Source organism: Paenibacillus sp. fava2 (genome assembly GCF_058313675.1).
Genome location: NZ_CM177755.1, coordinates 2,549,132 through 2,575,441, shown reverse-complemented (window position 1 = coordinate 2,575,441; position 26,310 = coordinate 2,549,132). Strand labels below are relative to the sequence as shown.

22 protein-coding genes and 1 riboswitch are annotated in these 26,310 nt (G+C 52.6%); of the genes, 5 read left to right on the top strand and 17 right to left on the bottom strand.

Features of this window, described 5'->3' with window-relative positions; genetic code table 11:
• Positions 1 to 40: 40 nt before the first annotated feature.
• From polA to pnpS, 5 genes are all read right to left on the bottom strand, one after another.
• Positions 41 to 2,710 (bottom strand): DNA polymerase I, encoded by a 2,670-nt coding sequence (polA, locus tag AC4G46_RS10895; RefSeq protein WP_491127948.1) that lies wholly within the window; start codon positions 2,708 to 2,710, stop codon positions 41 to 43.
• A gap of 219 nt (positions 2,711 to 2,929) precedes the next feature.
• Entirely contained in the window at positions 2,930 to 3,589 is a 660-nt protein-coding gene (gene phoU, locus AC4G46_RS10890) for a phosphate signaling complex protein PhoU (protein WP_491127947.1), read from the bottom strand.
• A 69-nt stretch (positions 3,590 to 3,658) separates the two neighbouring features.
• Positions 3,659 to 4,414: a phosphate ABC transporter ATP-binding protein PstB gene (gene pstB, locus AC4G46_RS10885; protein ID WP_039871790.1), complete on the bottom strand. Its 756-nt coding sequence runs from the start codon at positions 4,412 to 4,414 to the stop codon at positions 3,659 to 3,661.
• A 198-nt stretch (positions 4,415 to 4,612) separates the two neighbouring features.
• Complete coding sequence (locus AC4G46_RS10880) at positions 4,613 to 5,341, bottom strand: response regulator transcription factor (RefSeq protein ID WP_277473052.1); 729 nt, start codon at positions 5,339 to 5,341, stop codon at positions 4,613 to 4,615.
• A 191-nt stretch (positions 5,342 to 5,532) separates the two neighbouring features.
• Positions 5,533 to 7,326: a two-component system histidine kinase PnpS gene (gene pnpS, locus AC4G46_RS10875; RefSeq protein ID WP_491127946.1), complete on the bottom strand. Its 1,794-nt coding sequence runs from the start codon at positions 7,324 to 7,326 to the stop codon at positions 5,533 to 5,535.
• A 221-nt stretch (positions 7,327 to 7,547) separates the two neighbouring features.
• On the opposite strand from pnpS, the gene AC4G46_RS10870 reads away from it, so the two are divergent.
• Entirely contained in the window at positions 7,548 to 8,564 is a 1,017-nt protein-coding gene (locus AC4G46_RS10870) for a LacI family DNA-binding transcriptional regulator (RefSeq protein WP_491127945.1), read from the top strand.
• 80 nt (positions 8,565 to 8,644) lie between these two features.
• Here AC4G46_RS10870 and AC4G46_RS10865 read toward each other — a convergent pair whose 3' ends face one another.
• The 3 genes from AC4G46_RS10865 to AC4G46_RS10855 all read right to left on the bottom strand — a co-directional run bounded on the left by AC4G46_RS10865 (position 8,645) and on the right by AC4G46_RS10855 (position 14,502).
• On the bottom strand, positions 8,645 to 9,457 hold the full coding sequence (locus AC4G46_RS10865) for a hypothetical protein (protein ID WP_491127944.1): 813 nt from the start codon (positions 9,455 to 9,457) through the stop codon (positions 8,645 to 8,647).
• Between the two features lie 165 nt (positions 9,458 to 9,622).
• Positions 9,623 to 12,622 carry an alpha-amylase family glycosyl hydrolase gene (locus tag AC4G46_RS10860; RefSeq protein ID WP_491127943.1) on the bottom strand — a complete coding sequence of 1,000 codons (3,000 nt, stop codon included), beginning with the start codon at positions 12,620 to 12,622 and terminating at the stop codon, positions 9,623 to 9,625.
• Between the two features lie 224 nt (positions 12,623 to 12,846).
• The gene (locus AC4G46_RS10855) at positions 12,847 to 14,502 is read right to left on the bottom strand and encodes a fumarate hydratase (protein ID WP_491128842.1); all 1,656 of its coding nucleotides are present in this window, start codon (positions 14,500 to 14,502) and stop codon (positions 12,847 to 12,849) included.
• A gap of 103 nt (positions 14,503 to 14,605) precedes the next feature.
• Between AC4G46_RS10855 and yfbR the strand changes: the two genes are divergently transcribed.
• Complete coding sequence (gene yfbR, locus AC4G46_RS10850) at positions 14,606 to 15,211, top strand: 5'-deoxynucleotidase (protein WP_491127942.1); 606 nt, start codon at positions 14,606 to 14,608, stop codon at positions 15,209 to 15,211.
• 107 nt (positions 15,212 to 15,318) lie between these two features.
• On the opposite strand, the gene thiH is transcribed toward yfbR, so the two are convergent.
• The 5 genes from thiH to AC4G46_RS10825 all read right to left on the bottom strand — a co-directional run bounded on the left by thiH (position 15,319) and on the right by AC4G46_RS10825 (position 19,347).
• Positions 15,319 to 16,428 carry a 2-iminoacetate synthase ThiH gene (thiH, locus tag AC4G46_RS10845; RefSeq protein ID WP_491127941.1) on the bottom strand — a complete coding sequence of 370 codons (1,110 nt, stop codon included), beginning with the start codon at positions 16,426 to 16,428 and terminating at the stop codon, positions 15,319 to 15,321.
• Between the two features lie 33 nt (positions 16,429 to 16,461).
• Positions 16,462 to 17,226 (bottom strand): thiazole synthase, encoded by a 765-nt coding sequence (locus AC4G46_RS10840; RefSeq protein WP_491127940.1) that lies wholly within the window; start codon positions 17,224 to 17,226, stop codon positions 16,462 to 16,464.
• Positions 17,227 to 17,354: 128 nt separating this feature from the next.
• Positions 17,355 to 17,558 (bottom strand): sulfur carrier protein ThiS, encoded by a 204-nt coding sequence (thiS, locus tag AC4G46_RS10835; protein ID WP_090715244.1) that lies wholly within the window; start codon positions 17,556 to 17,558, stop codon positions 17,355 to 17,357.
• On the bottom strand, positions 17,555 to 18,184 hold the full coding sequence (locus AC4G46_RS10830; protein WP_491127939.1) for a thiamine phosphate synthase: 630 nt from the start codon (positions 18,182 to 18,184) through the stop codon (positions 17,555 to 17,557). Before AC4G46_RS10830 ends, thiS begins: the two co-directional genes overlap by 4 nt.
• 128 nt (positions 18,185 to 18,312) lie before the next feature.
• Positions 18,313 to 18,413: riboswitch (TPP riboswitch) on the bottom strand.
• A gap of 64 nt (positions 18,414 to 18,477) precedes the next feature.
• A complete protein-coding gene (locus AC4G46_RS10825; RefSeq protein WP_491127938.1) occupies positions 18,478 to 19,347 on the bottom strand; it encodes an SDR family oxidoreductase in 870 nt (289 codons plus the stop codon).
• A 239-nt stretch (positions 19,348 to 19,586) separates the two neighbouring features.
• Between AC4G46_RS10825 and AC4G46_RS10820 the strand changes: the two genes are divergently transcribed.
• The gene (locus AC4G46_RS10820) at positions 19,587 to 20,012 is read left to right on the top strand and encodes an NUDIX hydrolase (RefSeq protein WP_491127937.1); all 426 of its coding nucleotides are present in this window, start codon (positions 19,587 to 19,589) and stop codon (positions 20,010 to 20,012) included.
• A gap of 197 nt (positions 20,013 to 20,209) precedes the next feature.
• Here AC4G46_RS10820 and AC4G46_RS10815 read toward each other — a convergent pair whose 3' ends face one another.
• The 4 genes from AC4G46_RS10815 to citZ form a co-directional block, all read right to left on the bottom strand.
• Positions 20,210 to 20,635 (bottom strand): hypothetical protein, encoded by a 426-nt coding sequence (locus AC4G46_RS10815; protein WP_491127936.1) that lies wholly within the window; start codon positions 20,633 to 20,635, stop codon positions 20,210 to 20,212.
• 125 nt (positions 20,636 to 20,760) lie between these two features.
• Positions 20,761 to 21,702: a malate dehydrogenase gene (mdh, locus tag AC4G46_RS10810; RefSeq protein ID WP_491127935.1), complete on the bottom strand. Its 942-nt coding sequence runs from the start codon at positions 21,700 to 21,702 to the stop codon at positions 20,761 to 20,763.
• A gap of 108 nt (positions 21,703 to 21,810) precedes the next feature.
• Complete coding sequence (gene icd / locus AC4G46_RS10805; protein ID WP_491127934.1) at positions 21,811 to 23,106, bottom strand: NADP-dependent isocitrate dehydrogenase; 1,296 nt, start codon at positions 23,104 to 23,106, stop codon at positions 21,811 to 21,813.
• A 167-nt stretch (positions 23,107 to 23,273) separates the two neighbouring features.
• Positions 23,274 to 24,386 (bottom strand): citrate synthase, encoded by a 1,113-nt coding sequence (gene citZ, locus AC4G46_RS10800; protein WP_491127933.1) that lies wholly within the window; start codon positions 24,384 to 24,386, stop codon positions 23,274 to 23,276.
• 402 nt (positions 24,387 to 24,788) lie between these two features.
• On the opposite strand from citZ, the gene ytvI reads away from it, so the two are divergent.
• Together ytvI and AC4G46_RS10790 are read left to right on the top strand one after the other, a co-directional pair.
• The gene (gene ytvI / locus AC4G46_RS10795; RefSeq protein WP_491127932.1) at positions 24,789 to 25,904 is read left to right on the top strand and encodes a sporulation integral membrane protein YtvI; all 1,116 of its coding nucleotides are present in this window, start codon (positions 24,789 to 24,791) and stop codon (positions 25,902 to 25,904) included.
• A gap of 32 nt (positions 25,905 to 25,936) precedes the next feature.
• Positions 25,937 to 26,299 carry a hypothetical protein gene (locus AC4G46_RS10790; RefSeq protein WP_491127931.1) on the top strand — a complete coding sequence of 121 codons (363 nt, stop codon included), beginning with the start codon at positions 25,937 to 25,939 and terminating at the stop codon, positions 26,297 to 26,299.
• Positions 26,300 to 26,310: the final 11 nt, after the last annotated feature.

The following is a 26,310-nucleotide window of genomic DNA, read 5'->3' as shown; positions in this document are numbered from 1 at the left end:
TCAACTCCATTATAACGGATATAGGCAAGCAGCGGGGAGCCTATTTCGCCTCGTACCAGTTACTTCCATAACTTACCTCTGCCTTGAGCGGTACAGACAGCTTGAGTGCACCAGCCATAACCTCAGGCACCAGCTGCTTCATCAGCTCCAGCTCATCCTCAGGCACCTCAAACACAAGCTCATCGTGCACCTGAAGCAGCATACGGCTCTTCAGCCCGCGATCAAACAGCGCTTTGTCCATATGCACCATAGCCAGCTTGATAATATCGGCTGCTGTTCCCTGAATCGGTGTATTCATCGCAGTACGTTCAGCAAAAGACCGCAGGTTGAAGTTGCTGGCATTAATCTCCGGCAGATAACGGCGGCGCTCCAGCAAGGTCGTAACATATCCCTGCTTGCGTGCTTCCACAACAATCTCGTCCATGTAACGGCGGACACCGTTGAAAACTTCCTTATATTGCTCAATGAACTGAGCCGCTTCCTTACGCGGAATGTTCAGGTTTTGGGACAGCCCGTAATCACTGATGCCATATACTATCCCGAAGTTAACCGCTTTGGCGGAACGCCGCATATTGCTGTCTACCTGATCAGCTGTTACGCCGAATACATCCATCGCTGTCTTGGTGTGAATATCCATATCCTCCAGAAAAGCTTCCTTCATCCGCTCATCGCCGGAGATGTGGGCCAGTACGCGCAGCTCAATCTGCGAATAGTCAGCCGCCAGGATCGACCAGCCGGGCTCAGACGGCACAAAAATCTTCCGCAGCTTGCGGCCTTCCTCCAACCGGATCGGAATGTTCTGCAGGTTCGGGAACTGGCTGCTGAGCCGTCCGGTTGCTGCAATCGTCTGCCGGTAGAAGGTATGCACCTTGCCGGTTTGTTCGGAAATTTCCTTGAGCAGTCCTTCCACATAGGTAGACTGGAGCTTGGCAATTGTGCGGTACTGCAGAATCAGGCGCACCACATCATGATAAGGAGCCAGTTTCTCCAATACTTCTGCATCTGTGGAGTAGCCTGTTTTGGTCTTCTTCACGACAGGCAACCCCAGCTTCACGAACAGAATTTCGCCGAGCTGCTTAGGAGAGTTAAGGTTAAATTCAGTGCCGCAAATTTCATAAATCTCTGCGACGAGCGACGCAATCTGCGCCTCGAATTCTTTGCCCAGCTCTTTAAGCTCCTCTTTGTTGACGGCAATGCCCTGCTTCTCCATATCAGCCAGAATGCGTGACAGCGGCATCTCCAGGTCCTCGAACAGCCCGGTCATTGCCGTCTCCTTCAGCTCCTGCTGCTGCTTCTCCACTATACCAAGCACCGTGGCGCTCTTGCGGGCTACGTGGTTGCCCAGGATTTCAAGCTCCGGAATTTTGTATTTGGCTCCTTTGCCGAATACCTCTTCATCCGGTGACAGGCGCGGCAGCCCGTATTTGGAAGTAAGATCATTCAGGTTCTGGTTCGCTTCCGTCGGGTCCAGCAGGTAGGCGGCAAGCTGCACATCATTGGCGGATCCGGCAAAAGCAATCCCCTGCCAGTGCAGGGCCAGGTCAGCACGGTGCAGGTCGTATCCGCTCTTAGACGCCTTGCTGTCGCCCAGCCAGTCCCGCAGCGGTGCCGCAGCCGGGCTCTGCAGCAGGGCAAACGGCACGTAGTAATGACGCTCCGGCGAGGAGAGGCCGAGGCCGATTACCACTGAGCGGTGCGGATTCTCGCCGTTCGTCTCCACATGCAGCGCCGAAATTCCCGGGAGTGCGGCAATCAGCGCTTCCAGGTCAGCTTCACCGACGATTGTAATATCCAGTTCAGCCGCTTCAACAGCTTCGGCTTCGGAACCTTCACCGTCAGAAGCGGAATACGCGCTCAGCGACAGCCGCTCCAGCAGCGATTTGAACTCCAGCTTCGCCAGTGCAGGCCCGGCCGTATCCCGGTTAATCCCCGTAAAGGACATATCCTCCCAGGCATGCTCCAGCGGAACCTCACGGTAGATCGTCGCCAGCTTTTTGCTCATAACCGCACTGTCCGCATGCTCTTCCAGCTTTTCTTTCATCTTGCCCTTGAGCTCACCGGTTCCGGCCAGCACGCCTTCTACTGAACCGAACTGGTGCAGCAGTTTAAGCGCGGTTTTCTCACCCACACCGGGTACACCCGGTATATTATCACTCGCATCGCCCATAAGTCCCTTCAGGTCGATAATCTGCTCAGGTGTCAGGTCGTATTTCTCACGGATCTGCTGCGGCCCGTACAGCTCCACCTCTGTTACGCCTTTACGCACAAGTGCAATGGTTGTATGCTCCGAGGCCAGCTGCAGCATATCCTTATCCCCGGATACGATCATCACTTCTCGCCCGGCCGCATCGGCCTCGCGGGAAATACTTCCGATAATATCGTCCGCCTCATAACCGTTGATCTCAAACTGCGGCACGCCCAGGTCACGCAGCAAGCCTTTCAGTAAAGGAAACTGTTCGGACAGCTCAGGCGGTGTTTTTTGCCGGCCGCCCTTATAGTCCTCATAGCCTTCATGCCGGAACGTAATTTTGCCTGCATCAAATGCCACAATCATATGGCTTGGTTTATGTTCTTCAATCAAACGAAGCAGCATGGTTGTAAAGCCGTATACGGCGTTTGTCTGCTGCCCGGCTGTATTCGTCAGCGGCGGCATCGCAAAAAACGCGCGGTAAATAATATTGTTTCCGTCTATAAGTATCAACTTGTCCACTGTAGCACCTCGCCTTTTCCTTGCTTACTTCTTACATCTTACCATATGCCCTGCACCAAAATGAACCAAAGCGCACGATTCGCGCTGTCGCAAGGCATATTCCCGCATGAAATGCAGGATTGCCAATCTTCACCTGCTTGAAACCGATCATATCTTATATTCCTATCAAAAAAACAGCAACCCGCCAAAGGGGGTTGCTGTTTGGGCATTGCTTCATCACTACTGATTCAAATCCGGACGCTTGCCGGTTACGAGATAGACTACGCTCTCACCGATGTTGGTAGCATGGTCGGCAATCCGCTCGATATAGCGGCCGACCAGAGTCAGCAGCATCGCTTGGTTCAGGGATTCCGGCTTCTCAACCATATAAGCGTACAGCTCATTAATGGTAGCGCTATACAGGCCATCAACCTGATCATCATCCTGGGCCATTTTGTAAGCCAGATCGGTATTTTCATCCAGGTAGGATTGAATCGCTTCGGTGATCATCACCGATACAATCTCAGCCATGCGCGGAATGTCAACCAGCGGCTTAATCAGTGTCTGCCCCTGAATACGCATCGTTACCTTTGCCACATCCAGTGCCAGATCGCCCATACGCTCAAGGTCACTGGAGATTTTGAAGGCTACAATAATACGGCGCAGGTCCTTGGCTACAGGCTGCTGGGTAATAATCAGCCGTGAACCTATTTCCATAATCCGGTCTTCCATTGCATTAAGGCGCAGATCCGCCTTTACGATTTCCTGTGCACGTACAGTGTCCAGCGTCTGAAGGGAAACAATTGCACCTTCAAGAGCATCAATTACGTGTTCGCCCATTTGCTGCAGCAGGCTGCGCAATTCTTCCAGATCTTTATCGAATTCTTTTCTGCGAATCATAAATAATGCGATCCTCCTCAAAAACGTATGGTCAGCCCTGATAATCCAGGAACGGGTCCCCTAAGGGTATTAGCCGAAACGTCCGGAGATGTAGTCTTCCGTCCGGGAGTCCTTCGGATTGGAGAACAGCATTTCTGTATCTGCAGCCTCTACGATTACACCATTCAGGAAAAATACAGTGCGGCCAGAAACACGTGCAGCCTGGTGCATGTTGTGTGTAACCATTACAATCGTATATTTGCTGCGGAGCTCCTGCACCAGCTCCTCAATCTTGAGGGTGGACACAGGGTCGAGGGCAGAGGTTGCCTCATCCATCAGCAGAATATCAGGCTGTACAGCAAGCGCTCTGGCAATACACAGACGCTGCTGCTGTCCGCCGGACAAGCTGAGTGCAGACTTCTTCAGGAAATCCTTGACTTCCTCCCAGAGGGCGGACTGGCGGAGACTCTGCTCCACAATCTCATCCAGCTCCTGCTTGGAGCGGGTGCCGTGCAGACGCGGGCCGTAAGCCACATTGTCATAGATCGACTTCGGAAACGGATTGGGCTGCTGGAACACCATGCCTACCTGCTTGCGCAGGCTTTCCACTTCCACTTCGTCGCTGTAAATATTTTTGCCGCCGATGTTCACTTTACCTTCAATGCGTGTTCCGGGAATCATGTCGTTCATACGGTTTAGGGTGCGCAGGAGGGTGGATTTACCACAGCCGGATGGACCGATAAAGGCGGTCACCTGTTTCTCCGGAATCTGCAGATCCACGTTCTTCAATGCGTGAAATGACTCATAGTAGAGATCAAGCTTCTCTATGTCAATGATGGATTTCATGTGTTTTGGCAGTCTCCTTCTCATCATCTTCGTTCCCAATGATAAGCTTTTAGTGTAAATAGAGTTGAAGAGAAATGTTAACGCAGTGTAAAATCACGGAGACCTATTATCGTTCATCTAACAAAACTGTAATTATATTGTTTATTTATCTTTCAATTTTTATGTACATTTTTCAATATGGAAAAGAACACCGTCATATTAAATGACCGGTGCTCTTTTTTTGTTGACGACCAGCTTGTAGCCTACGCCGCGGATTGAATCAATATGGACGGATTCCGGATCGAGCTCCAGCTTCTTGCGCAATGAGCTGACATGGACGTCCACCGTACGCTGCCCGCCGATATAATCAAACCCCCAGACGGCATTCATCAGGTCATCGCGGGTCAGCACGACTCCCGGCTTACGTGCCAGATACAGCAGCACCTCAAACTCCTTCGGCCGCAGGTTAATGCTGTGTCCGCCCAGTGAAACCTCATACCGTTCGGGATAAATTTCGAGCTGTCCCAAAATGATAGTCGATGCAGAAGCCGGTGTTTCCGTCTGAATCTCCTCCGTTACCCCGGAAATCCGGCGGAGTACAGCGCTGACTCTGGCGAGCAGCTCCGATACGCCAAATGGCTTCGTAATGTAGTCATCAGCACCGGATTTCAGGCCGCGGACAACATCCTCTTCGGCATTTTTGGCTGTCAGCACAATAACAGGCGTACGGATGCCCTGACCGCGAAGCTTGTCGAGGATATCGATCCCGTTCATACCGGGCAGCATCAGATCCAGTACGATCAGATCAAAAGGTTCTCTAGTCGCACGGTCGTATCCTGCCGTTCCATGATCCTCCACTGTCACTTCATAGCCTTCCTGCGTCAGATTATAGGACAGCAGACGGGCCAGCGTCGGTTCGTCTTCAATGACCAGCAATCGTTGTGCCATAGTTTCCCCCGTATTCACATGTTTTTAAAATTTACATAAAAGCAGCAAACCCATCATATCACCGGAATGTTAACTTGGTGTAAAATATCTACAAATTTCGCAGATGTCTTTACAGTTCAATATTATCGTCCGCAGCTGCCGCTTGCAAATCCATTATGCTGCTGAGCAGCCGGAATCCGGAAGACTTCCTGTTATTTGTCATGCTCCTGCAGCAGCGGCAGCTCCAGTATGAACGAGCTTCCGATACCAAGATCGCTCTCTACGGTAATGGTTCCCCGGTGGAGCTCTACCAGATGCTTCACGATGGACAGGCCCAGCCCCGTGCCGCCGGAGCTTCTGGAGCGGGCTTTATCCACCCGGTAGAAGCGTTCAAAAATCCGCGGAAGGTCTTTGCGGGGAATCCCCATGCCGGTGTCGCTGACTGTAAAAATAACCGTTTCCGTCCCATCCGGCTTATGTCCGTCGGCCACTGTGATTTTGACATTTCCCCCGTCATGGGTGTAATTAATCGCATTGGACAACAGATTCATAAAGATCTGCCGGAGCTTGTCCTCATCCCCTTCCATGAAGAGCTCATCAGGCACAATCGCGTTGAGTGTGATTTTTTTCTTTTCGGCCACCTTGCTGAGCGTCCCCAGAACAGAATCAAAGAATTCGCTCAGATAGACCGGTGAGCAGTCCAGCTGTACCCGCTTGGATTCGATTTTGGACAGCTCCAGAATATCTCCGATCAGCCGGTTCAGCCGCTCATTCTCATCGTAAATGATCTGCAGAAAGGACTTTGCCGTCTTCTCATCGTTTACACCGCCGCCGAGCAGAGTCTCGGCAAAACCTTTGACCGCCGCTACCGGAGTCTTTAGCTCATGCGAGACGTTCGCGACAAATTCGCTGCGCATTTTTTCCAGCCGGCGGATTTCGGTAACCTCCTGCAGCAGGAACAGCATGCCCCTGTGCGAGCTGTCCTGAGTCATCGGCACACCGTCCAGCCGGACAATCCGCTCCGCCGGAGTGTAGATACTGCGCTCCTCATGAATCGGCTCGCTCGAAAGCACACCCTCTTCAATCAGCCGGCTCAGCTCATAATGATGCTTCAGCTCTTTATAGGAGTGACCGGCCAGCTCGCTGTTCTTTACATCCAGCATACGCTCTGCTGCACGGTTAATCAGGGCAAATTCCCCGTCTGCATTAACCATGACAATTCCCCCGGTCATATTATCAAGCACGCTCTGCAGCAGATCTTCATTGTCCCGTATGGTCTTGAGCTGGGCCTGCAGGCTGTCCGCCATCGCATTGATCGCTTTAGCCAGCTGGCCGACCTCATCCTTACGCTGTATCGGCACTCTGGCATCATAATCCAGGTCGGTAATCCGGCGGGCAACCCTGGTAATCTGCTCTAGCGGCGAGGTCATGCTGGATGCCACTTTATAGCTCACGAAGGTAGCCGCCACAAACAGCAGCACCAGCCCCACAGCCATAATCATCCACGCTCTGCTCAGCCCCTCGGTTACTGCGTCCAGGCCCATCGACAGCCGGATATAGCCGTCGAAACCGTCATCTGAGGTTACGGCACCGGCGACATAGAGCATCTCGCGGTCCAGCGTATCGCTGTAGCGGATAGCCCGGCCGATCCCTTCTTTTGCCGCGAGCACTTCTTCTTCACGACCCAAGTGGTTGTCCATTTCGAGCGGATTCCGTTCAGAATCGCCGATTACCTTCCCTTCCTTCGTAATAAAGGTGATGCGGGAGTCTGTCAGACCGGCAATATGTTTAGCATGCTCTGTATAATAGCTGATTGCCTGCGGACTGTTCATATCCATAAATTGAAAGGTGCCGGAGAGCAATTTTATTTCCCGGGACATGTTTTCCTCCAGCGCCGAGATATGAGAATCCTTGAACAGCTTGGCCATTGTAAGGCCTGCCCCGATCATGGAGATTCCGACCAGGGCCATCAGGATGAAGGTGAGACGGATGCGAAACGGTTTCATAGCAGACTGTCCTCTTTCTTATCATATGTCTTTGGGTCTTTGAGAACATCCTAACTCCATTTTCGTGAAAATACCAGTTCCTCCGCCAATTATCAACGCAGTGTAAAATCTGCAGCAGGCCGCAGGCCGCTGGAATCAATGTTGACAGTCGAATAAGACGCCGCAAAATGATAAACTATTAGATAATACCTTTTACTCTAACTTTTTTGTGAGGGATCCCGATGAAAGTAACGATTTCGGATGTCGCAAGGGCAGCAAATGTGGCAAAGTCCACCGTATCCAAGGTGTTGAACGACTCTCCCAAAATATCTAACGATACCAAGCGGCGGGTCCGCGAGATTATGAAGCAGATGAATTACATACCAAGCAGCATTGCCACCGGTTTAGCCAGGCAAAGCAGCCAGACAGTAGGGCTGCTCGTTGACATGTCCAAAGAGAGCGAGTTCCTGAACCAGTTCTTCTACAATATTATCGGCGGGATCGAAAGTGTGATGGGTCCCCTTGGATATGAGCTGACTCTCTGCAACATCCAGCATCATGCTGCGGAGGATCATTTCCTGAACAGGCTGGTGCTGAACCAGCGGGTTGACGGAATCATTGCCAACAATTCGGTTCTGACAGAGGAGCTGGCCAAAGAGCTGGACCGGCTCAAGTTTCCTTATGTCTCCATTGGAGAGATGGAGCCTGCCGCGAGCTGGGTAGACTTTGACAATGAAGCAGGCGGAAGAATGCTGACCCGCCATCTGCTGGAGCAGGGGTACGGCAGCCCCGCTTTCATCGGCGGACAGCGGAATGAGCGCATTTTCAGCCGCCGTCTGAGCGGCTATCTGCAGGCGCTCAAGCAGTCCGGCATCATCGTCCGCCAGGATTGGATCATCAACGGCCAGGCCGATGAGCATGAGGGCTACCGCTCTGCCCTCCGGCTGCTGATGCATGAAGACCGTCCTGATTCAGTTGTATGTATGACCAATTACACGGCGTTCGGGGTTTTGAAGGCAGCCCGCGAGCTGGGGATAGATGTTCCCGGACAGCTGGGCATTGCTGCTTTTGATGAATACCCTTTGTCCCGCTATACCACACCGCCGCTAACCTCATTGAATATTGATACCTTCAAGCTGGGAGTCACCTCCGGCCAGTGGCTGATGGATCATATCCGGGAAAACTGTACGGCCTCCCGGCGTCTGCTGCTCGAACCCGAGCTGATTGTGCGCGAGTCTACAGCAGGCCCTGCACGCTGAAATCATCCATTTCGCAAAATAACAAAAAGAGGGGCTATCTGACTTGCAGATAACCCCTCTTCTTGTCTTGACTTCATCCATTAATATGGAAGTCCCAGGAAACAGAAACGAATGATGTCCACGATGCCATGTGCCAGCATGGCCGAAGTTATATCCCGCTTTTGCTGGAGGACAGCAAACGGCAGGCCAAATAGCAGAGCTAGCATTATAATGTAGATCATTCCCTGAACGATGCCTCCGTTAATAAAGCTCTCCGGAGTATTTATTAACACATGCGGGATAATCATCATAAACCATGCAGTAAATTTACGGGCCCTGGTATCGATCCTTCCCTTCAGCAGAGACAGACAGAAGGCGTAGAATAGTGCACGCAGTACGATCTCCTCAAAAATGGCCGGACTGAGTGCAATTTTGAAATACATAAATTCAATGCTGTAATGGCTCAAATCTTGGCCGCTAAGCATCAGGTTGACAATACCCAGAAAGGTGCCGACTACTGCTCCGGTAACGAGACTGATAGCGACCGCTTTCTTGCTGGCCGTATTCAGAAAAATAAGCTTTCCTTCACTGTACCTGTTGAACGTACTGAATAGGGCAAGCGAAGCCAGCAATGTTAAAGTGCTTGCTGTGATCATGGAGAAAAGCGAAACATTAATATAAGCGGCCGCAACAGCAGCTGCCAGCAGCGAAGAGATCAACATTTGCCGCTTTGCAGGCAGCTTATGCTTAACCAGGAGCATTACACTTATCAGCAAAGCCCATAAATCAATCAGATTCCACATTCTCTCTGTCGGTCCGGGACTGTTACTGTGACCGAACAAATTCAGCACAAAAAGCAACAGAAAAACAAAAAACATGATCCATACCATCTTCAGGTTAGTCTTGATAGCCACAACTTGACCCCTTCCAGCTGACAATCAGATTTGTAATTTAATCCAATAAGAGTACCACCCGCTACTTTGTGAATAAATGAGCTAAGTCACTACTGAACGGTTGGATTGCTAAAAATAAACAGCGCTGCCCCATCCGGAGCAGCGCTGTGAAGACATTCTGTAGTGTTATTGATCCTTCCAGCGCTGCACAGTCAGATTAACTGTCTGTGCTCCGCCGGCTGGTGTGAGGGTACGATTGGCAATCTCGGCGCCGCTTGAGCTTGTTTCAACCGTTGCCCAGCTGCCGCGTGTCACTTTATACTGCACTGCTGTTCCCGCTGGCAGGCTCAGGGTGATGGAATACACTCCGTCACTGCCTTTGGTCAGCTGATAGGCCGGGTCAGCCGCATTCCAGCTGTTGAAGGAGCCGCTGAGATACACTGGTCCGGAGGACGGAGTGGTGCTTGGGACAGTAACTCTGAAGGTTACGCTGTCAGCCTGAGGCACGCCGGATGTCAGACTGCCGTTCACCAGACTCCAGGTACCGGCTGTCAGGCGATAATTGCTGCCGCCGTTATTATCCCAGGTACCGCTGCCATTGTTGAACGCTGCCGTCAGACCGGCGGCTGTGCCAAGCTGGATGGTAGCTGTCTTGTATCCCGAGTATGACGAAGCCTGCAGCTGCTGTCCCGGTGAGGTGGTCCATACCCCTGAGCCGTCCACACTGTAATGAATATAAGAGTTCGTAAATGTTGTATTTTTATAATAAATGGTTACTGAATTGCCACCAGGAGTTGCGGTTGGTACAGGCGTAGCTGTCGGAGTAGCAGTAGGCGCGACGGTTGGTGTAACAGTCGGTGTTGGTGTCGCGGTTGGTGCTACTGTTGGTGTTGGCGTAGCGGTCGGTGCCACGGTAGGTGTAGGAGTGGCTGTAGGTGCTACCGTTGGTGTGGCTGTAGGACCTGCTGGTCCACCTGCCTGGATATTGCCGGTCGGTGTATAGGTCCAGGTGCCGGTACCGAACAGGTAATTGCTGCCGCCGTTGCTGTCCCAGGTGCCGCTGCCGTTATTGAAGCAGGCTTCAAGCTGGGTGGCGGAGCCGATATTAATTGTAATTTTGTTATAACCGGATACTTCCGCTGCCGGAATGGCTACACCCGGTGCTGTCGTCCAGGTACCGCCCGCAGGCCGGTAATGGATATATGGTGTAGTATAGCCCTGCTTGTAGTAGATCGTCACACTGTTGCCGGCCGGGGTGGTGATTAAAGCAGCCGCACTAAGGGCGGACAGGTTCCCGGCCGCATCAAAGGCTTTTACCGTATAGCTGTAGCTGGTCTGGGCTGCAAGCCCGCTGTCCGTATAAGAAGTGGTTGCAGAGGTGCCCACCTTGACTCCGTTACGGTAAATTTCATAGCCGGTTACTCCCACATTATCAGTGGACGCCGTCCAGTCGATCTTAGCACTGGAAGCATTCTGTACCGTTGCTGTAACGTTTCCTGGAACTGTTGGTGCTGTTGTATCGGATACCGGCTGCGTCTTGGCATAGATTTTTGCCGAGTTGGCACCGACGGATACAGTAATTTGCTTGCCTGTAACGCCCCCTGCCTGCACGGTCACCGTATCGGAAGTATTAAGCTGATTGATCAGAACAGTACCTGCAGTCAGTGTGCTTTCGCTGCGCAGCGGAATGGTTACAGTCTGCGTCCCGCCGGATGCGTTGCTGAATACCGAGATGGCTTCCTGTCCGATATTAGTGCCGCTGTCTATCCGCCGGGAGAACGCATAGAGGTTCTGCGCAGACCACATTTCACGCTGGGTTCCTGTGCGCAGGGCCGGATTGTTTTTGCGGATTTCGTTCAGCTTGGCTACATGCTTGTAGGTGCTGGTATTTTCGTTAAAATAATTTTCCAGCACATTGCCGTTTGCATCCCGCTTCACCATGGACCAGCGGTTCCAGGTATCGGCAATGCCTCCGGTCATGATCTGGCCGTTACCGTTGCCCTTGTTCTGTTCAGTCCCCTGGAAAACTACCGGAGTTCCGCGGACCGTAAAAATGAAGGACAGGGCATTCTGCAGCTTCTCAACACTGCCCCCGGCTTCTGTCAGGAAGCGGTTCCGGTCATGATTATCGATAAAGTTGACCATATGGTTCGCATTGCCGTTGTAATAGGAATCCTGGGCCAGTGTACTCTTAACATTTGCGTCAAAAGACTGCCCGTAAGCAAAGCTGTTCAGTACCGAGAAGAACAGCGGGAAGTCCAGCATCCCCCACTCCTTGTTCGCTCCGACCCAGCGGGAGACAAACTCGGCGTTGCCGTCAAAGTTCTCGCCAAAGGTATTAACCCCCAGCAGGTTCTGAAGCTCGCCGATGTCGGTCGGCTTCATCAGCTTGGCAGCATCCACGCGTGCGCCGTCTGCGCCTGTATAGTCAAACCAGGCTTTGATGGAGCTGAAAATGGCCTGCTTGGCGGCAGGTACATCAAAATCAATATCATCCAGGCCGCCCAGATCATGATTCTCAAGATAATCCTGTGCCCATTGGTCATATCGGCCGTCGGCCAGTGACCAGTTAATGTCCCCGTTGTGATGGTACCAGGCCGGATTATTGAACGGTGCAGCAGGCTGCAGACCCGGAATATCATAATAGGCCTGAGTTCCGAGCATATAGTCGCCGATATGATTCGGCACTACGTCAATAATGACCTTAATACCGAGTGCATGTGCGGAATCTACCAGCTCCTTCAGCTTCTCCTTGGTTCCAAAGTACGGGTTGGCCGCATTCGGGTCTTTTACATTGTAGCCGTGATAAGCCGTGTTCTTGCCCGTGCCGTTATTGTCACGGTTCGTCATCTGCGGCTCGGCTACCGGGGAGATCCAGATTGCTGTATAGCCCATATTGGCGATGTAAGGGAGCTTGCTGATAACCCCCTGCCAGTCTCCGCCCTTCATGTAGCGGAAATCCTCCTCAGAGGTTTCACCATAGCGGATTGCGGCACCGGTGGCATTGTTGGAGCTGTCCCCGTCATAAAAACGGTCGACCATAATCTGATAAATCGTGTCATTCTCAGTGATCGTTCCGATGCTGGCGGCCTCAACCTTGGTTGGTGCCACTACAAACAAATTCATCATAACGGACAGAACCATAGACATGATCAGAACCGGGACTAGCCACCCTTTACGTTTCATTCCTCATCTCCCTCTCCTTATTAAACACATAAGAAATCTGCTGCCTGTGAACCTGCATCACATCACTTGCAAATCTGAGGTGTATTCAAGGAAACCGGTTTCCCATGTAAAAATTACCATGTACATGTATGCGCTGTCAAGCTAAATTAATGTCAAAAAGCCTTCTTTCAGTAATTTGAAAGAAGGCTTCCCCTAACATCTTTATTGAGTTCCATACAGGCGATTTATTTGAACACGGGTTCCTTGAATTGGGCGAGCTTGGCGGCCGAATCTTTTTCTACATCCGCATGCAGGCTGTTGCCGTGTGAATCCATTGTCACGATAGCGGCAAAGCCCTCCACCTGCAGATGCCACATTGCTTCCGGAATTCCGAATTCCATGAAGTCAACCGCGTTAACCTTTTTGATGCACTCCGCATAATATTGTGCCGCTCCGCCAATCGCATTCAGGTAGACCCCGCCATGCTCCTGCAGCGCCTTAAGCGTTTTGGGACCCATTCCGCCTTTGCCGATTAAAGCGCGGATGCCGAATTTCTTGATGATGTCACCCTGGTAAGGCTCCTCCCGGATACTGGTTGTCGGGCCTGCGGCCTTGACGTGCCAGCCTTCGTCGTCCTTCAGCATAACCGGACCGCAGTGATAGATAACCGCACCGTTCAGATCGACCGGTGTATCATGATCCATCAGGTATTTATGCAGCGCATCACGGCCGGTATGCATTTCCCCGGAGAGAATAACAACATCGCCGACCCGCAGGCTGCGGATATCCTCCTCGCTGATCGGTGTAGTCAGCCGGATCTCCCGCGAACCTCCGGATGCTGCAGAATCAGATCCGGCCTGAGCCGCAGCATCAGCAGCTGCAATAGCAGGAGCGGACGGGATGACCGAATCTCCGGGAACAACCCCTGCTTCGGCAGCAGCAGGATGGTGGGCAGCTACAGCCACAGGAGCCGGCACATCTGCTTCCTCTACAGAAATGCCTGTACCGCGCTCATAGAGCCAGTCTCCGATATTGCCCGTTGCTGGCTCCACCAGAATGCCCTGGCGGCGGAAGGCCCAGCAATTATAGGCTACCGAGACGAAGAAGCTGGCCGGCAGCCGGTTCATCACACCCACCTTGCAGCCGAGCAGGGTAACTTCCCCGCCGAAGCCCATCGTGCCGATGCCCAGCTTGTTGGCGTTCTCCATAATGTAATCCTCCAGCTTGGCCAGATCGTCTACCGGATTAACATCCTGGGCCTTGCGGAACAGCTGTTTTTTGGCCAGCTCATAACCCGTTGTCCGGTCACCGCCGATGCCGACGCCGATAAAGCCGGCGCTGCAGCCCTGGCCCTGTGCCTGATACACGGCATGCAGAATGCATTTGCGGATGCCATCCAGATCACGGCCCGCCTTGCCCAGCCCTTCGAGCTCAGCCGGGAGGCTGTACTGGATGTTTTTGTTCTCGCAGCCGCCTCCCTTAAGGATCAGCCTTACATCTATATTGTCTTCTTCCCATTGTTCAAAATGTATAACCGGTGTGCCTGCCCCCAGATTATCGCCGCTGTTCTCTCCGGTCAGCGAATCGACTGAATTGGGCCGCAGCTTCCCGTTCTTCGTAGCCCGGATAACTGCACTGTGAATGTCCTTCTTCATCTCAATCTGATTAACACCGACAGGTGTATGAATGATAAAGGTCGGCATCCCCGTATCCTGGCAGATCGGTGATACCTGAAGCTCGGCCATGCCGATATTCTGTGCGATCGTCGTTAAGGCAAGACCCGAACGTGTGGCACGGTCTTCCAGCGCCCGGCCCTTGGCTATAGCCCTGCGCACATCACCAGGCAAATTGGTGGAGGTTTCTACGATCAGATTATAAATGCTTTCTTCAAAATTCCGCATCTTCATTCCGGCTCCTCTCATCAGTCCCAGGTTGTCTGAATTCTGCTACAATTAGTTATTATCATATCACACTCAGCCGTGCATGAAAGGGGTTACTTTAAAATTGAACTACCATTTTCCGGCCTATTTATACCGCCTGCAGTATATCCGCCGCTGGAGCCTGATGCGCATCACTGCTTCCGAGAGCGTTGCACAGCATTCCTTCCAGGTGGGCCTGCTGGCCCATCTCCTGTGCTCGATCGGCAACACCTGCTTTGCCCGGTCGCTGAATGCAGACAGGGCTGCGGCGATGGCGCTGTTCCATGACGCCACCGAGGTATTCACCGGCGATATCGCCACGCCGGTCAAACACAACAACCCGCGGCTGCTGTCCAGCTTCCGCGACATGGAGCGGGCCGCTGCGGAGCGCCTTGCGGCCATGATCCCGCCGGAGCTCGGCGATATATACGCCCCGCTCCTGCAGCCGCAGGACAGCCCTGCCGGCTCCGAAGACGCCGGCCTGCTCCTGTACGTGAAAGCGGCGGATGTACTCGACGCCTATCTGAAATGCGTCCTGGAAACCGCCGCCGGCAACCGCGAATTTGCCGCTGCCAAAGAGCAGACGCTTGCCAAGCTGCATGCACTCTCCCTCCCGGAGATCGGTTATTTCCTTGAGCATATGGCCCCGGGCTATGAAATGTCGCTGGATGAGCTGTCGGGTACAACCTGACCGCAAATGCGTAAGGCCGCTTATCCGTCGGCAGCATTACGCTGCTTCAGGCTAAGCGGCCTTACATACGTTCTCATCCGTTCTCTTCCGTTGTTTTCTTGCTCCTTTTAGACAGTCTCAAGAATTTCCCAATCCTTAAATACCGGCTGCAGGCTGTTTGCTCTAAGCATCCCGCTGATTTCCTGCACGCTCCGCCCGTCAGAGATTTCAAACTGCGGCGTACCGCCCTGCAGGGTATGGCCTCCAACCTCTGTGGATACTCCGGCAGACATTTTGGTTACCCCCAGATGGATAAGGCGGTCTCTTAAAGCAGACGGCTCGCGTGTCGACAGCGTAATCCCGGCCCGGGGCAGAAAGAGCCGGTAAGCCAGAATAATCTGCACCAGAGCCCGGTCGGTGACGATATGCTCCGGATTGTATTCTCCGAGAAAAGGCCGAAACCGCGGAGCAGACACGCCGATTTCACATTCCGGATACTTGTCCTGCAGGTATCTCGCATGCATAGCAGTAAAGAAAGCCTCCTGCCGCCAGTCATGCATCCCTAGCAGGGCCCCGATATTTACCGTCCTGAAGCCTGCCCGGCAGCCACGCTCTGGTGCGTCCAGCCGGTTGCGGTAGATTTTCTTAGGCCCCTTGATATGCAGCTTGCGGTAAGTCTCCTCATGATAGACTTCCTGGTACAGGGTGAGTCCGTCCACACCAGCTTCCTTAAGCTCCTTGTATTCGTCTTCAGACAACGGATTCACTTCAATGCTGACAGAAGAGAAAAACTCCTTCAGTATATTCACGCATTCCTTAACATAAGAAACAGGACTTTCTGTGCGGGATTCACCCGTCAGAATCAGAATGTGCCGGATTCCTGTAGCCGCTATCGCCTTGGCTTCCTGCCTTACCTCGTCCGGACTGAGCTTTTTTCTCGGGAAATCGTATATGGAGCTGAAGCTGCAGTACGTGCAGTGATTGATGCAGAAATCGGCAAGATACATCGGTGTAAAGAGCTGCATGACATGCCCGAAATGCGACCGGGTCAGCCTTTGGGCACACCGGGCCATCTCTTCCAGACAGTCTGCTGCTGCAGGAGACAGCAGAATCTGCAGATCATACTCATCCAGATGCTCTTTACGGAGCGTTCGCTTAACATCCTCTTTTGTATAGCGTCTCCAGCTTTCGGTATCCGCCTGCTGTCCGAGACGTTGTGCAGTCTCATAAAAACCCATATTACTCCTCCTTTTCCCCGCTCCCTGTCACTGTCAGCCTAGAAAACCCGTCAATGGCGAAGACGCCGATGCTGTCTCCTCTACGGGCCCAAGTCCCGCCAGGTAAGCCTTCCGGCCTGCAGCTACGGCATCACGGAATGCCGAGGCCATCAGCAACGGATTGTGTGCCGTAGCGATGGCCGTATTCAGCAGCACAGCCGCAGCGCCCAGCTCCATCGCTTCCGCTGCTTCAGACGGCCGGCCGATTCCGGCATCTACAATGACCGGAAGATCAACCTCCGAAATCAGAATACGCAGCAGCTCCCGGGTTCTCAACCCCCGGTTAGTGCCTATAGGCGATCCAAGCGGCATGACTGCCGCAGCTCCCGCTTCTTTCATGTGAAGGGCTGCTGACAGATCAGGGCTCATATAGGGGAGCACCACAAAGCCTTCGGAGGCCAGAATTTCTGTGGCACGGATCGTTTCCGCATTGTCGGGCAGCAGGTATTTCTGATCATTGATTACTTCAATTTTGACCCAGTTGCCAAGACCCGAAGCCTTGGCCAATCTGGCAATCCGGACAGCTTCCTCTGCGGTGCGTGCGCCGGAGGTATTGGGAAGCAGAGTCATACTGCTTGGGATATGGCTGATGATATTATCATTGCTGCCCGGGTCTACGCGGCGGAGCGCAACTGTAATGACCTGTGAGCCCGAAGCCTCCACTACCTCCGGAATAAGGGTATTGCGGCTGTATTTACCGGTTCCGATAAACAATCTGCTCGTTAAGGATCGGCCTCCAATTATTAATGGATCTGACATCTGATACGCCCCCTGCATTTATATTTGTAACCCTGGCGAAATAACTCCCGAAAGCGGTGCCTTAACATGAAGCTGACCCAGGTGCTTTGCGGGGACTCCGGAATCCGGCTGCGTTAATAACGCTTAATTCAGCCTCCTCCCACAAAATGCACGACCTCAATCCGGTCTCCATCGCCCAACAGAGCCGTAGTATAGTCCTCCCTGGCAACAATTTCGCCGTTCAGCTCCACAATAACCAGTCTCCTGTTCCATGCAGGCAGATTAAGCAAATCCGCCACGGTCCGGCAGTCCTCCTGGTATATTTCCGCCTTGCCGTTAACGATCAGATTCATGCTGTGTCACCTCCTTTGGCAGCAGCCCTCATCACTGCGTTTCTGTAGGCTTGTGCAGCAGAGAGCGGATCATCCGCACTGCATATGCCGGACATCACCGCTATTCCCCCTGCACCGGTCTGCAGCACTTGCGGTGTATTGTCCGGTGTGATGCCCCCGAGTGCAATGACTGGAACACTTCCGGTTAGCACTGCCTCTTGCAGCAGAGTCAAACCGCGCTCCTTCCGGCCGGGTTTGCAGACTGAAGGAAACACATGTCCAAACAGGCAAAAGTCTGCGCCCTGGCACCCTGCTTCCATGATCTCTGCAAGGGAGTGCACCGATGCGCCAAGCCGCAGGGAAGCGCCCGCTGCCAGCCGGGCGGCAGAGACCGGAAGACTGTTCCAGGCAAGCTGCACCCCTGCAGCTCCGGTAGCCATTGCAACATCCAGCCGGTCATTAATGATCAGCTTGGCGGCAGGTACACCCGCACGCAGCAGGACCAAAGTCATATTAAGCACCTCCCGCGCAGATAGCCTTTTTTCACGTATATGTATATAGTCAAGCTGCGGATGAACAGCAGCTGCAAGGACAGCGAACTGGTCCGCATCTAGCTTCCCGTCCGAGAGCAGATGTATTTCGGCCACTTTCGGCCACCTCCCTTTCCTTCTGATTTCATCTGCACAGAAATACGCAAAAAAACCGCCCCCAGCAAGGAGGCGGTTAAAAATAGTATACAGAAAACAGCCGGGTTTCCGGACCATTTGCGCTGCAATACAACGTTCATCCACTTTCCTACGCTGGTATAAACCAGATCAGGTTCAAAGGGTCCGAACCAAAGTTCGTCTCAGCCTTGCGGCACCCCTAGTGACAGTTCATATGCTGTTGCTAACGTCGTATATAATAACACTATTTTACATGGAAAATCCAGTTTAAAATATCAGCCGTTAATAATCTCGCCGCCGTTTACGTGAATGACCTGGCCGCTGACATAAGAAGAGTCACTGGAAGCCAGATATACATAGGCAGGCGCAAGCTCCTCGGGCTGTCCGGGACGTTTCATCGGCTGTGTGCCGCCGAACTCGCTGACCTTCTTCGCATCAAAGGTTGAAGGAATGAGCGGCGTCCAGATTGGACCTGGAGCTACCGCGTTAACCCGGATGCCTTTTTCGGCCAGATTCATCGACAGCGAGCGGGTGAAGCTGAGAATCGCACCTTTGGTAGACGAGTAATCCAGCAGCTGCGGGTTTCCGCGGTAGGCTGTAATCGAAGTTGTATTAATGATTGTTGATCCTTTTTTCAGATGCGGCATGGCCGCTTTGGTCAGATAGAACATCGAGAATATATTCGTACGGAACGTCCGCTCCAGCTGTTCAGAAGTAATGTCTTCAATTTTATCCTGCGGATGCTGCTCGGCCGCATTGTTGATCAAGATATCCAGCTTGCCGAGCCCCTCCACCGTCTTGTTGATCAGATCCTGGCAGAAAGCTTCGACACCGATATCTCCGGCAACCAGTATACATTTGCGCCCTTCCTGCTCCACCTGGCGTTTCGTTTCTTCAGCGTCACTGTGTTCATTCAGATAGGAAATGACAACGTCGGCACCCTCTTTGGCAAAATGTACCGCCACCGCCCGGCCGATGCCGCTGTCTCCCCCTGTAATAAGCGCTGCCTTCCCGAGCAGCTTGCCTGCCGCTTTGTAAGCAGAGGTTTCAAACTCTGGTAGCGGATTCATTTCACTCTCGATTCCGGGCTGCTGGTCCTGTACCTGCGGAGGCATTGTTTTCTTCGTTTGCTGATTGTCTGGCATGATCCATTTCTCCTTTCGCTTTCACACTTTTCGAAGATGTTCATCGTCTTAGGATGGCTAAGGATAGCTGGTTTATGCGCTGGTCTTTAGGCGCTTTTTCGCTTACGCTATGTTACTTACCACAGTTAAAAGCCCGCCAAACAAAAAATTCAGTCCTTGCCTGCCCGATCTGCGGATATAATGAATCAGGATGTATAAAGAACTGACGCAAGAAAGAGTAATAAGGAGGCGCATGAGTCATGACCAGAAATTCACGGAGCATTATCGTAGCTGTCAAGGGTGTCGTTCTGCATCAGGGAACAATCCTGATTGTCCAGCGTGCTGCGGCTGATGTGATCGGAGCGGGAAGCTGGGAATGCCCGGGAGGCAAAATTGAATTCGGAGAAGGGCTTGAGGCTGCGCTGGAGCGGGAGATCGCCGAGGAGACAGGGCTTAAAGTCACTGTAGGGGAGGTTTTGTATGCTGCCTCCTTTCTGACCGATCCCGGCAGACAGGTTGTGATTATCACTTACCTCTGCAGGAGCGGAGACAATGCCGTGCAGCTCTCTGAGGAGCATGCTGCCTATAAATGGTGTACCCGGACCGAGCTTCAGGAGCTGTTGCCTGCGGGAATTTTGGCTGAATTTGAACGGAGCGGCGTGTTGTCTCTGGCGGAGCTGACATGACTGTTCGCCGGCGGATTTTAAAGCAATAATTTTGGCAGCATCAGAATATTAGGATTAGTTAAATCGGGAGCCGGTTCTGCATTCCTGCTGAAATAGTAATCGGGACGATGAGTCACTATAGGTAGAGTCTCTATATGTACGCAAACACAAATAGCCCCGGCAGCCGCAGCCCCCGGAGCTATTTCCCGATTCTTCAATTAAATAATACGTCTGTAAACCATGAAAAAGATCATGGCAATCAGCACAACCATGAGCAGCAGGCTCATGGTCCGCAGCTTGGCAGTGTAGTTCGATACGTCACGGTTCTCGCGGATTCCCGCAGCCGCCAGACGCAGAGGCTTACCCATGATTCCACCGAGCGCAAACATGGCCAGGAGCAGCAGAACCACTACAATCATCCAGGCTACCGAGTAATCTCCCTGACTCATCATGTAGCCGCCTGTCAGCAGCTGAATGACCAGTCCGTATTGGGCGAAACGGTTGAAGCCGGTAATTGCGCTGAGCGTGCCTTCTTTGGCCGGAGCCGAGAGCTTCTGCGCTCCGCTCAGGATAAACGGCAGTACCAGATAGAAGCCAAGCGCCAGGGTCCCGATCATATGTAAGAAATACAGAAAACGGTCCATCCTTTACCTCCTCTGAAAATCGCTGTGATATAAGTTACACTTTAATTATAACTTACTCTGCCGCATAAGAAAAGAAAGCCCATTCTTTGGCACAAAATCAAACGGGTCTTGCCGGGTTATAAGGATCAGATATTCACTGCGGATGTAACTGCCCGTACGGAATCTGCCGACTTGTCCAGTGCCGCCTGCTCTTCTGCTGTGAGCTCCAGCTCATAGATCTTCTCAATGCCGTTTGCGCCCAGCAGCACAGGTACTCCCATGAAGAGGCTGTCATAGCCGTATTCACCTTCAAGCAGGGCAATAACCGGAATAATCCGCTTCTTATCCTTCAGAATAGCTTCAGTCATCTGCACCAGGGAAGCTGCCGGAGCATAGTAAGCGCTCCCGTTGCCGAGCAGACTGACGATCTCTCCGCCGCCTACACGGGTACGCTGCACGATCTCGGCAATGCGCTCCTCCGGAATCAGCTTGTCCACCGGAATGCCACCCACACTGGAATAACGTACAAGCGGAACCATATCGTCTCCGTGTCCGCCGAGAACGAAGCCTCGCACATCCTCTACGGAAACATTAAGCTCCTGGGCGATAAAGGTGCAGTAGCGGGCAGTATCCAGTACCCCGGATTGTCCGATCACACGGTTTTTCGGGAATTCCAGGGCATTATAAGCCACATAGGTCATCGCATCAACAGGATTGCTAAGGATAATGACAATAGACTCAGGAGCGACACGCTTGATGTTCTCGCATACAGACTTCACAATCGAAGCATTGGTATTGACCAGATCATCGCGGCTCATTCCAGGCTTCCGGGCAATACCTGCGGTAATAATGACGATATCCGAATCGGCCGCATCCTCGAAATCGGAGGTTCCGGTGATCTGGCTGTCAAACTTCTGGACCGGACCCGCTTCCAGCATGTCCAGCGCCTTCCCTTTGGTCGGGTTCTCCAGCTGCGGGATATCCAGCAGGACGACATTGCCGAGCTCCTTCTGGGCAAGCATTAACGCCGTAGTCGCACCAGTAAATCCGGCGCCCACGACCGTGATCTTATAACGTTTGATAGCCAATGGTAGACCTCCTGAATTTTATATTAATTTTTATTTATAGCCCTTCTCGCACAAAACGGGCCTCGGAAGCATGCAGCTTCCTCCGGCCCGAGTATTTCATCTTACAGCTTACAGGTTTTTGATAATTTCGTCAGCAAAGGCGGAGCATTTCAGCTCTGTTGCGCCTTCCATTTGACGGGCAAAGTCATAAGTTACCGTCTTGTTATTGATCGCGGTGCTCATGCCTTTGTAGATCAGATCCGCAGCTTCCTGCCAGCCGAGATGCTCAAGCAGCATAACCCCGGAAAGGATAACGGAACCCGGATTTACAACGTCCTTGTCAGCGTACTTAGGCGCCGTGCCGTGAGTCGCTTCAAAGATCGCATGTCCGGTCACATAGTTGATGTTCGCTCCCGGCGCGATGCCGATACCGCCAATCTGTGCAGCCAGGGCGTCAGACAGGTAGTCCCCGTTCAGATTCAGTGTAGCGATAACATCGAAGTCTGTCGGGCGTGTCAGCACCTGCTGCAGCGCGATATCTGCAATAGCGTCCTTGATGATGATTTTGCCGGCAGCAATTGCGTCATTCTGGGCTGCATTGGCCGCTGCTTCGCCATCCTTCTCTTTAATCAGATCGTACTGGTTCCAGGTGAATACCTTGTCGCCGAACTCCTGCTCAGCCACCTCGTATCCCCAGTTCTTAAATGCGCCTTCTGTAAATTTCATGATGTTGCCCTTATGCACCAGGGTAACGCTCTTGCGTCCGTGTTTGATTGCATATTCAACTGCAGAGCGCACCAGACGCTTCGAACCTTCTGAGGATACCGGCTTGATACCGATACCGGAGGTTTCCGGGAAGCGGATTTTGTTGACGCCCATTTCCTTCTGAAGGAATTCGATCACTTTCTTCACTTCTTCAGAGCCTTCTTTATACTCAATACCGGCATAAATATCCTCTGTGTTCTCACGGAAAATAACCATATCCACAAGCTCCGGATGCTTCACCGGTGAAGGCACACCGTCAAAATAACGTACAGGACGCAGACACACATACAGGTCCAGCTCCTGGCGCAGCGCCACGTTCAGGGAACGGATACCACCGCCGATCGGCGTTGTCAGCGGGCCCTTGATCGCTACGATATACTCACGGATTGCTTCCAGCGTATCATTCGGCAGCCATTCACCATATGTATTGAAGGCCTTCTCGCCGGCAAATACTTCGTACCAGGCTATTCTTTTCTCCCCGCCGTACGCTTTCTCAACAGCAGCATCCAGCACCCGCTTGGATGCTTTCCAAATATCGCGTCCTGTGCCGTCGCCTTCGATAAACGGAATAATCGGATTAGCAGGAACCACCAGTTTGCCATCTTCAATCGTAATTTGTTCGCCTTCAGTCGGCAGATCATATTTCTCCAGTTTCAACATGTGTGGGGATTCCTCCTAAAAAAGTATAGTAGCGGCAGACGCCTTCCGTAAAACCTTCGCCCATCCAAAAGACAGGGCGCTTCAGAATACGTCTGCCGGGTTCACCGGTACTGCAAAGTGCTAGCTCTAATTCTACTAAGGGGGGCTTCAGGCTGCAAGTCCCCTTATTATCTCTCGTCTACCGGCACATATTTCTGCTCAAGCATTCCTGTATATTCCGCACGCGGACGGATAATGCGGTTGTCCTCGTATTGCTCCAGGATATGTGCAGTCCAGCCCGAAGTGCGGCTGATCGCAAAGATCGGGGTGAACAGCTCGCGTTCGATACCCAGCTGTGTATACACAGAGGCCGAGTAGAAGTCTACGTTCGGCTTCAAACCTTTTTGCCCGGTGATCAGCTCTTCAATCTTCACAGACATATCATAGAGTGTAGTATCATTCTTCATGGTTCCAAGCTCCTGGGACATCTTCATCAGGTGCTTGGCGCGCGGATCGCCGTTCTTGTAAACGCGGTGTCCGAAGCCCATAATCTTCTCACGCCGCTCAAGCTTGCCGTTGATATACGGCTCCACAGCATCCAGACTGCCGATTTCCTCCAGCATCTTCATGACCGCTTCATTCGCACCGCCGTGCAGCGGGCCTTTCAGCGCACCGATGGCAGAGGTTACACCGGAATAAATATCCGATAGTGTAGCCACAGTCACCCGGCTGGCAAAAGTGGACGCATTCAGCTCGTGGTCGGCATGCAGCACAAGCGCCGCATCCAGTGCTTTGACGGACACAATATCAGGCTGTCTGCCCCAGAGCATATACAGGAAATTCTCGGCGATCGTAACGCCTTCTTTGGGGGCTACAGGCTCAAGGCCCTTGCGGATGCGCGCCAGCGCTGCTACAAGGGTAGGGATCTGCGCCTGCAGCTTCACTGCTTTTATCTCATTGGCTTCACGGCTCATATCATCGGCGGCTTCATCGTACAGCGCAAGGCTGGATACGGCGGTACGCAGCGCGGCCATCGTGTTCGTTTCCTTGGGATAAAGCTTCATCTGGGCAATGACCTCATCCGGAACCTGCGCAAAGGCGCTGAGGTCACGCTGCAGAGTCTGCAGCTCCGGAGTTGTCGGCAGATTGCCGAACCACAGCAAATAAGCAGTCTCTTCAAATGTCGCGTTTGCCGCCAGATCATCAATATCGTATCCGCGGTAAGTGAGTACGCCATCCACAATCGAGCTGATCGAGGAAGTCGTGGCGACGATGCCTTCCAGGCCTTTAGTAGCTGTCATAGTATATCTCTCCTTTGCCAACGAGGGTGTACAAGCCGTTCCTGACATCATGAAAACATTTACAATTTGAAGGATAATAATCATGAAAAAATAGGCGGTAATACCCCTTCCAGGGATTGCAACTAACTTTCGAAACAGAAGCTTTAATTATCATACCGGATTTTGACGGTTATGTGAACAACGTGGAAGCTTTGTTCGGCATCAAATGATTTTATCGGAGGGATAGAAAAAAACATTCCGCTTCATTGTTTCATGATTGCGCTTTCAGTGTATATGTAATGCCCTGTTTTGAGGGTTCCGTCTCATTTCTCCGCAATTCATAGTCTGCAAATCTGTCAGCTGAATATACATTAGACGAGCTGTTATTCAGCCTGAATTCAGCCTGACGGGAGGAAATGGACAATGGACTCACTGCTTGTCAAAAAGGTGCTGCGCGGCCTGTGGGTCATATTAGCCGGAGCAGGCCTGCTGCTGGCCGTATATATACTGCTGCCTCTGCTCTATCCGCTGCTGCTTGCCTGGCTGCTGGCCTATCTCATTCATCCGCTGGTGCTGATTCTCAAGGGCTTTAAGCTGCCTGGCTGGCTGGCTGTGGTGCTGTCTCTGCTCTTTTATATTGGGGGAACGGCACTGGTATTGACAGCACTGATTACCCGTCTTGTCAAAGAGCTTATCGTGCTGCTCCAGACCTTCGACCTCCATACGGATGAATGGCGTGAGCTGCTGCTGTCACTCAGCCGCAATGCCAGTATTCAGAATATTATTAACCAGATCAACCAGTTTTACCACGATAACCCCGGCTACCACGATACAATTGACAGCAATATTAACCGGACCACAGAAACCGTCGGCCAGTTTGTTACAGACCTGATAACCGGATTCTTCAATATGATTCTGAAGCTGGTGTCGGCGCTGCCGAGTCTCGGCACAATTCTGGTTGTCATTTTGCTGGCCGCCTTTTTCCTCAGTACCGGCTGGGAGCGCCATAATGCCAGGCTGACCGGACTGCTGCCCGCCCCCCTGCTCCGCCCGGTGACTAACATTTGGAATGATCTGCGCAAAGCGCTGGTCGGCTATATACGGGCCCAGGCAGTGCTTATATCCGTCACTGCATTTATTGTCATCATCGGACTCCTGCTGCTTGGCGTCAATTCTGCCTTTGTCATCGGACTCACCATCGGCCTGATCGATACAATCCCTTACCTTGGTGTAGGCATCATCATGCTGCCCTGGGCGCTGTACTCCTATATGACCGGCAATCTGGCGCTCGCAATCGGCCTGCTGGTGCTATACGGCATTATCCTCATCACCCGGCAGGTGCTGGAGCCGAAGGTGCTGGCCAGCAGCATCGGGGTAGACCCGCTCTCCATGCTGATCGGCGTGTTCGCCGGACTCCAGCTGTTCGGCATGCTCGGCATCCTGATCGGCCCGGTCGTGCTGGTTGTTCTGGGCGCTTTCAACCGCGCCGGCGTCTTCCGGGCGCTGCACAGCTACATCATGAGCGGCAAATTGCATTAGCCGGCTGTGGTGCGGCATACGCGGCAACAGGGGTGGTCGGCTGGAATGCCGCGTTGGGCCGGATCAGAGGCATTTCTGCCTCTGATTTATTCGTTCCGGCTGTTTGCGGCGGAATCAAGGGCATTTTTGCCTTTGATTGGTCCGTTCCAGCTGCTTGCGGCGGAATCAAGGGCATTTTTGCCTTTGATTGGTCCGTTCCGGCTGCTTGCGGCCAGATCAGAGGCATTTTTGCCTCTGATTTGTTCGTTCCGGCTGTTTGCAGCGGAATCAAGGGCATTTTTGCCTTTGATTGGTCCGTTCCGGCTGTTTGCAGCGGAATCAAGGGCATTTTTGCCTTTGATTGGTCCGTTCCAGCTGTTTGCAGCGGAATCAAGGGCATTTTTGCCTCCGAATGACTTAGTGTCTG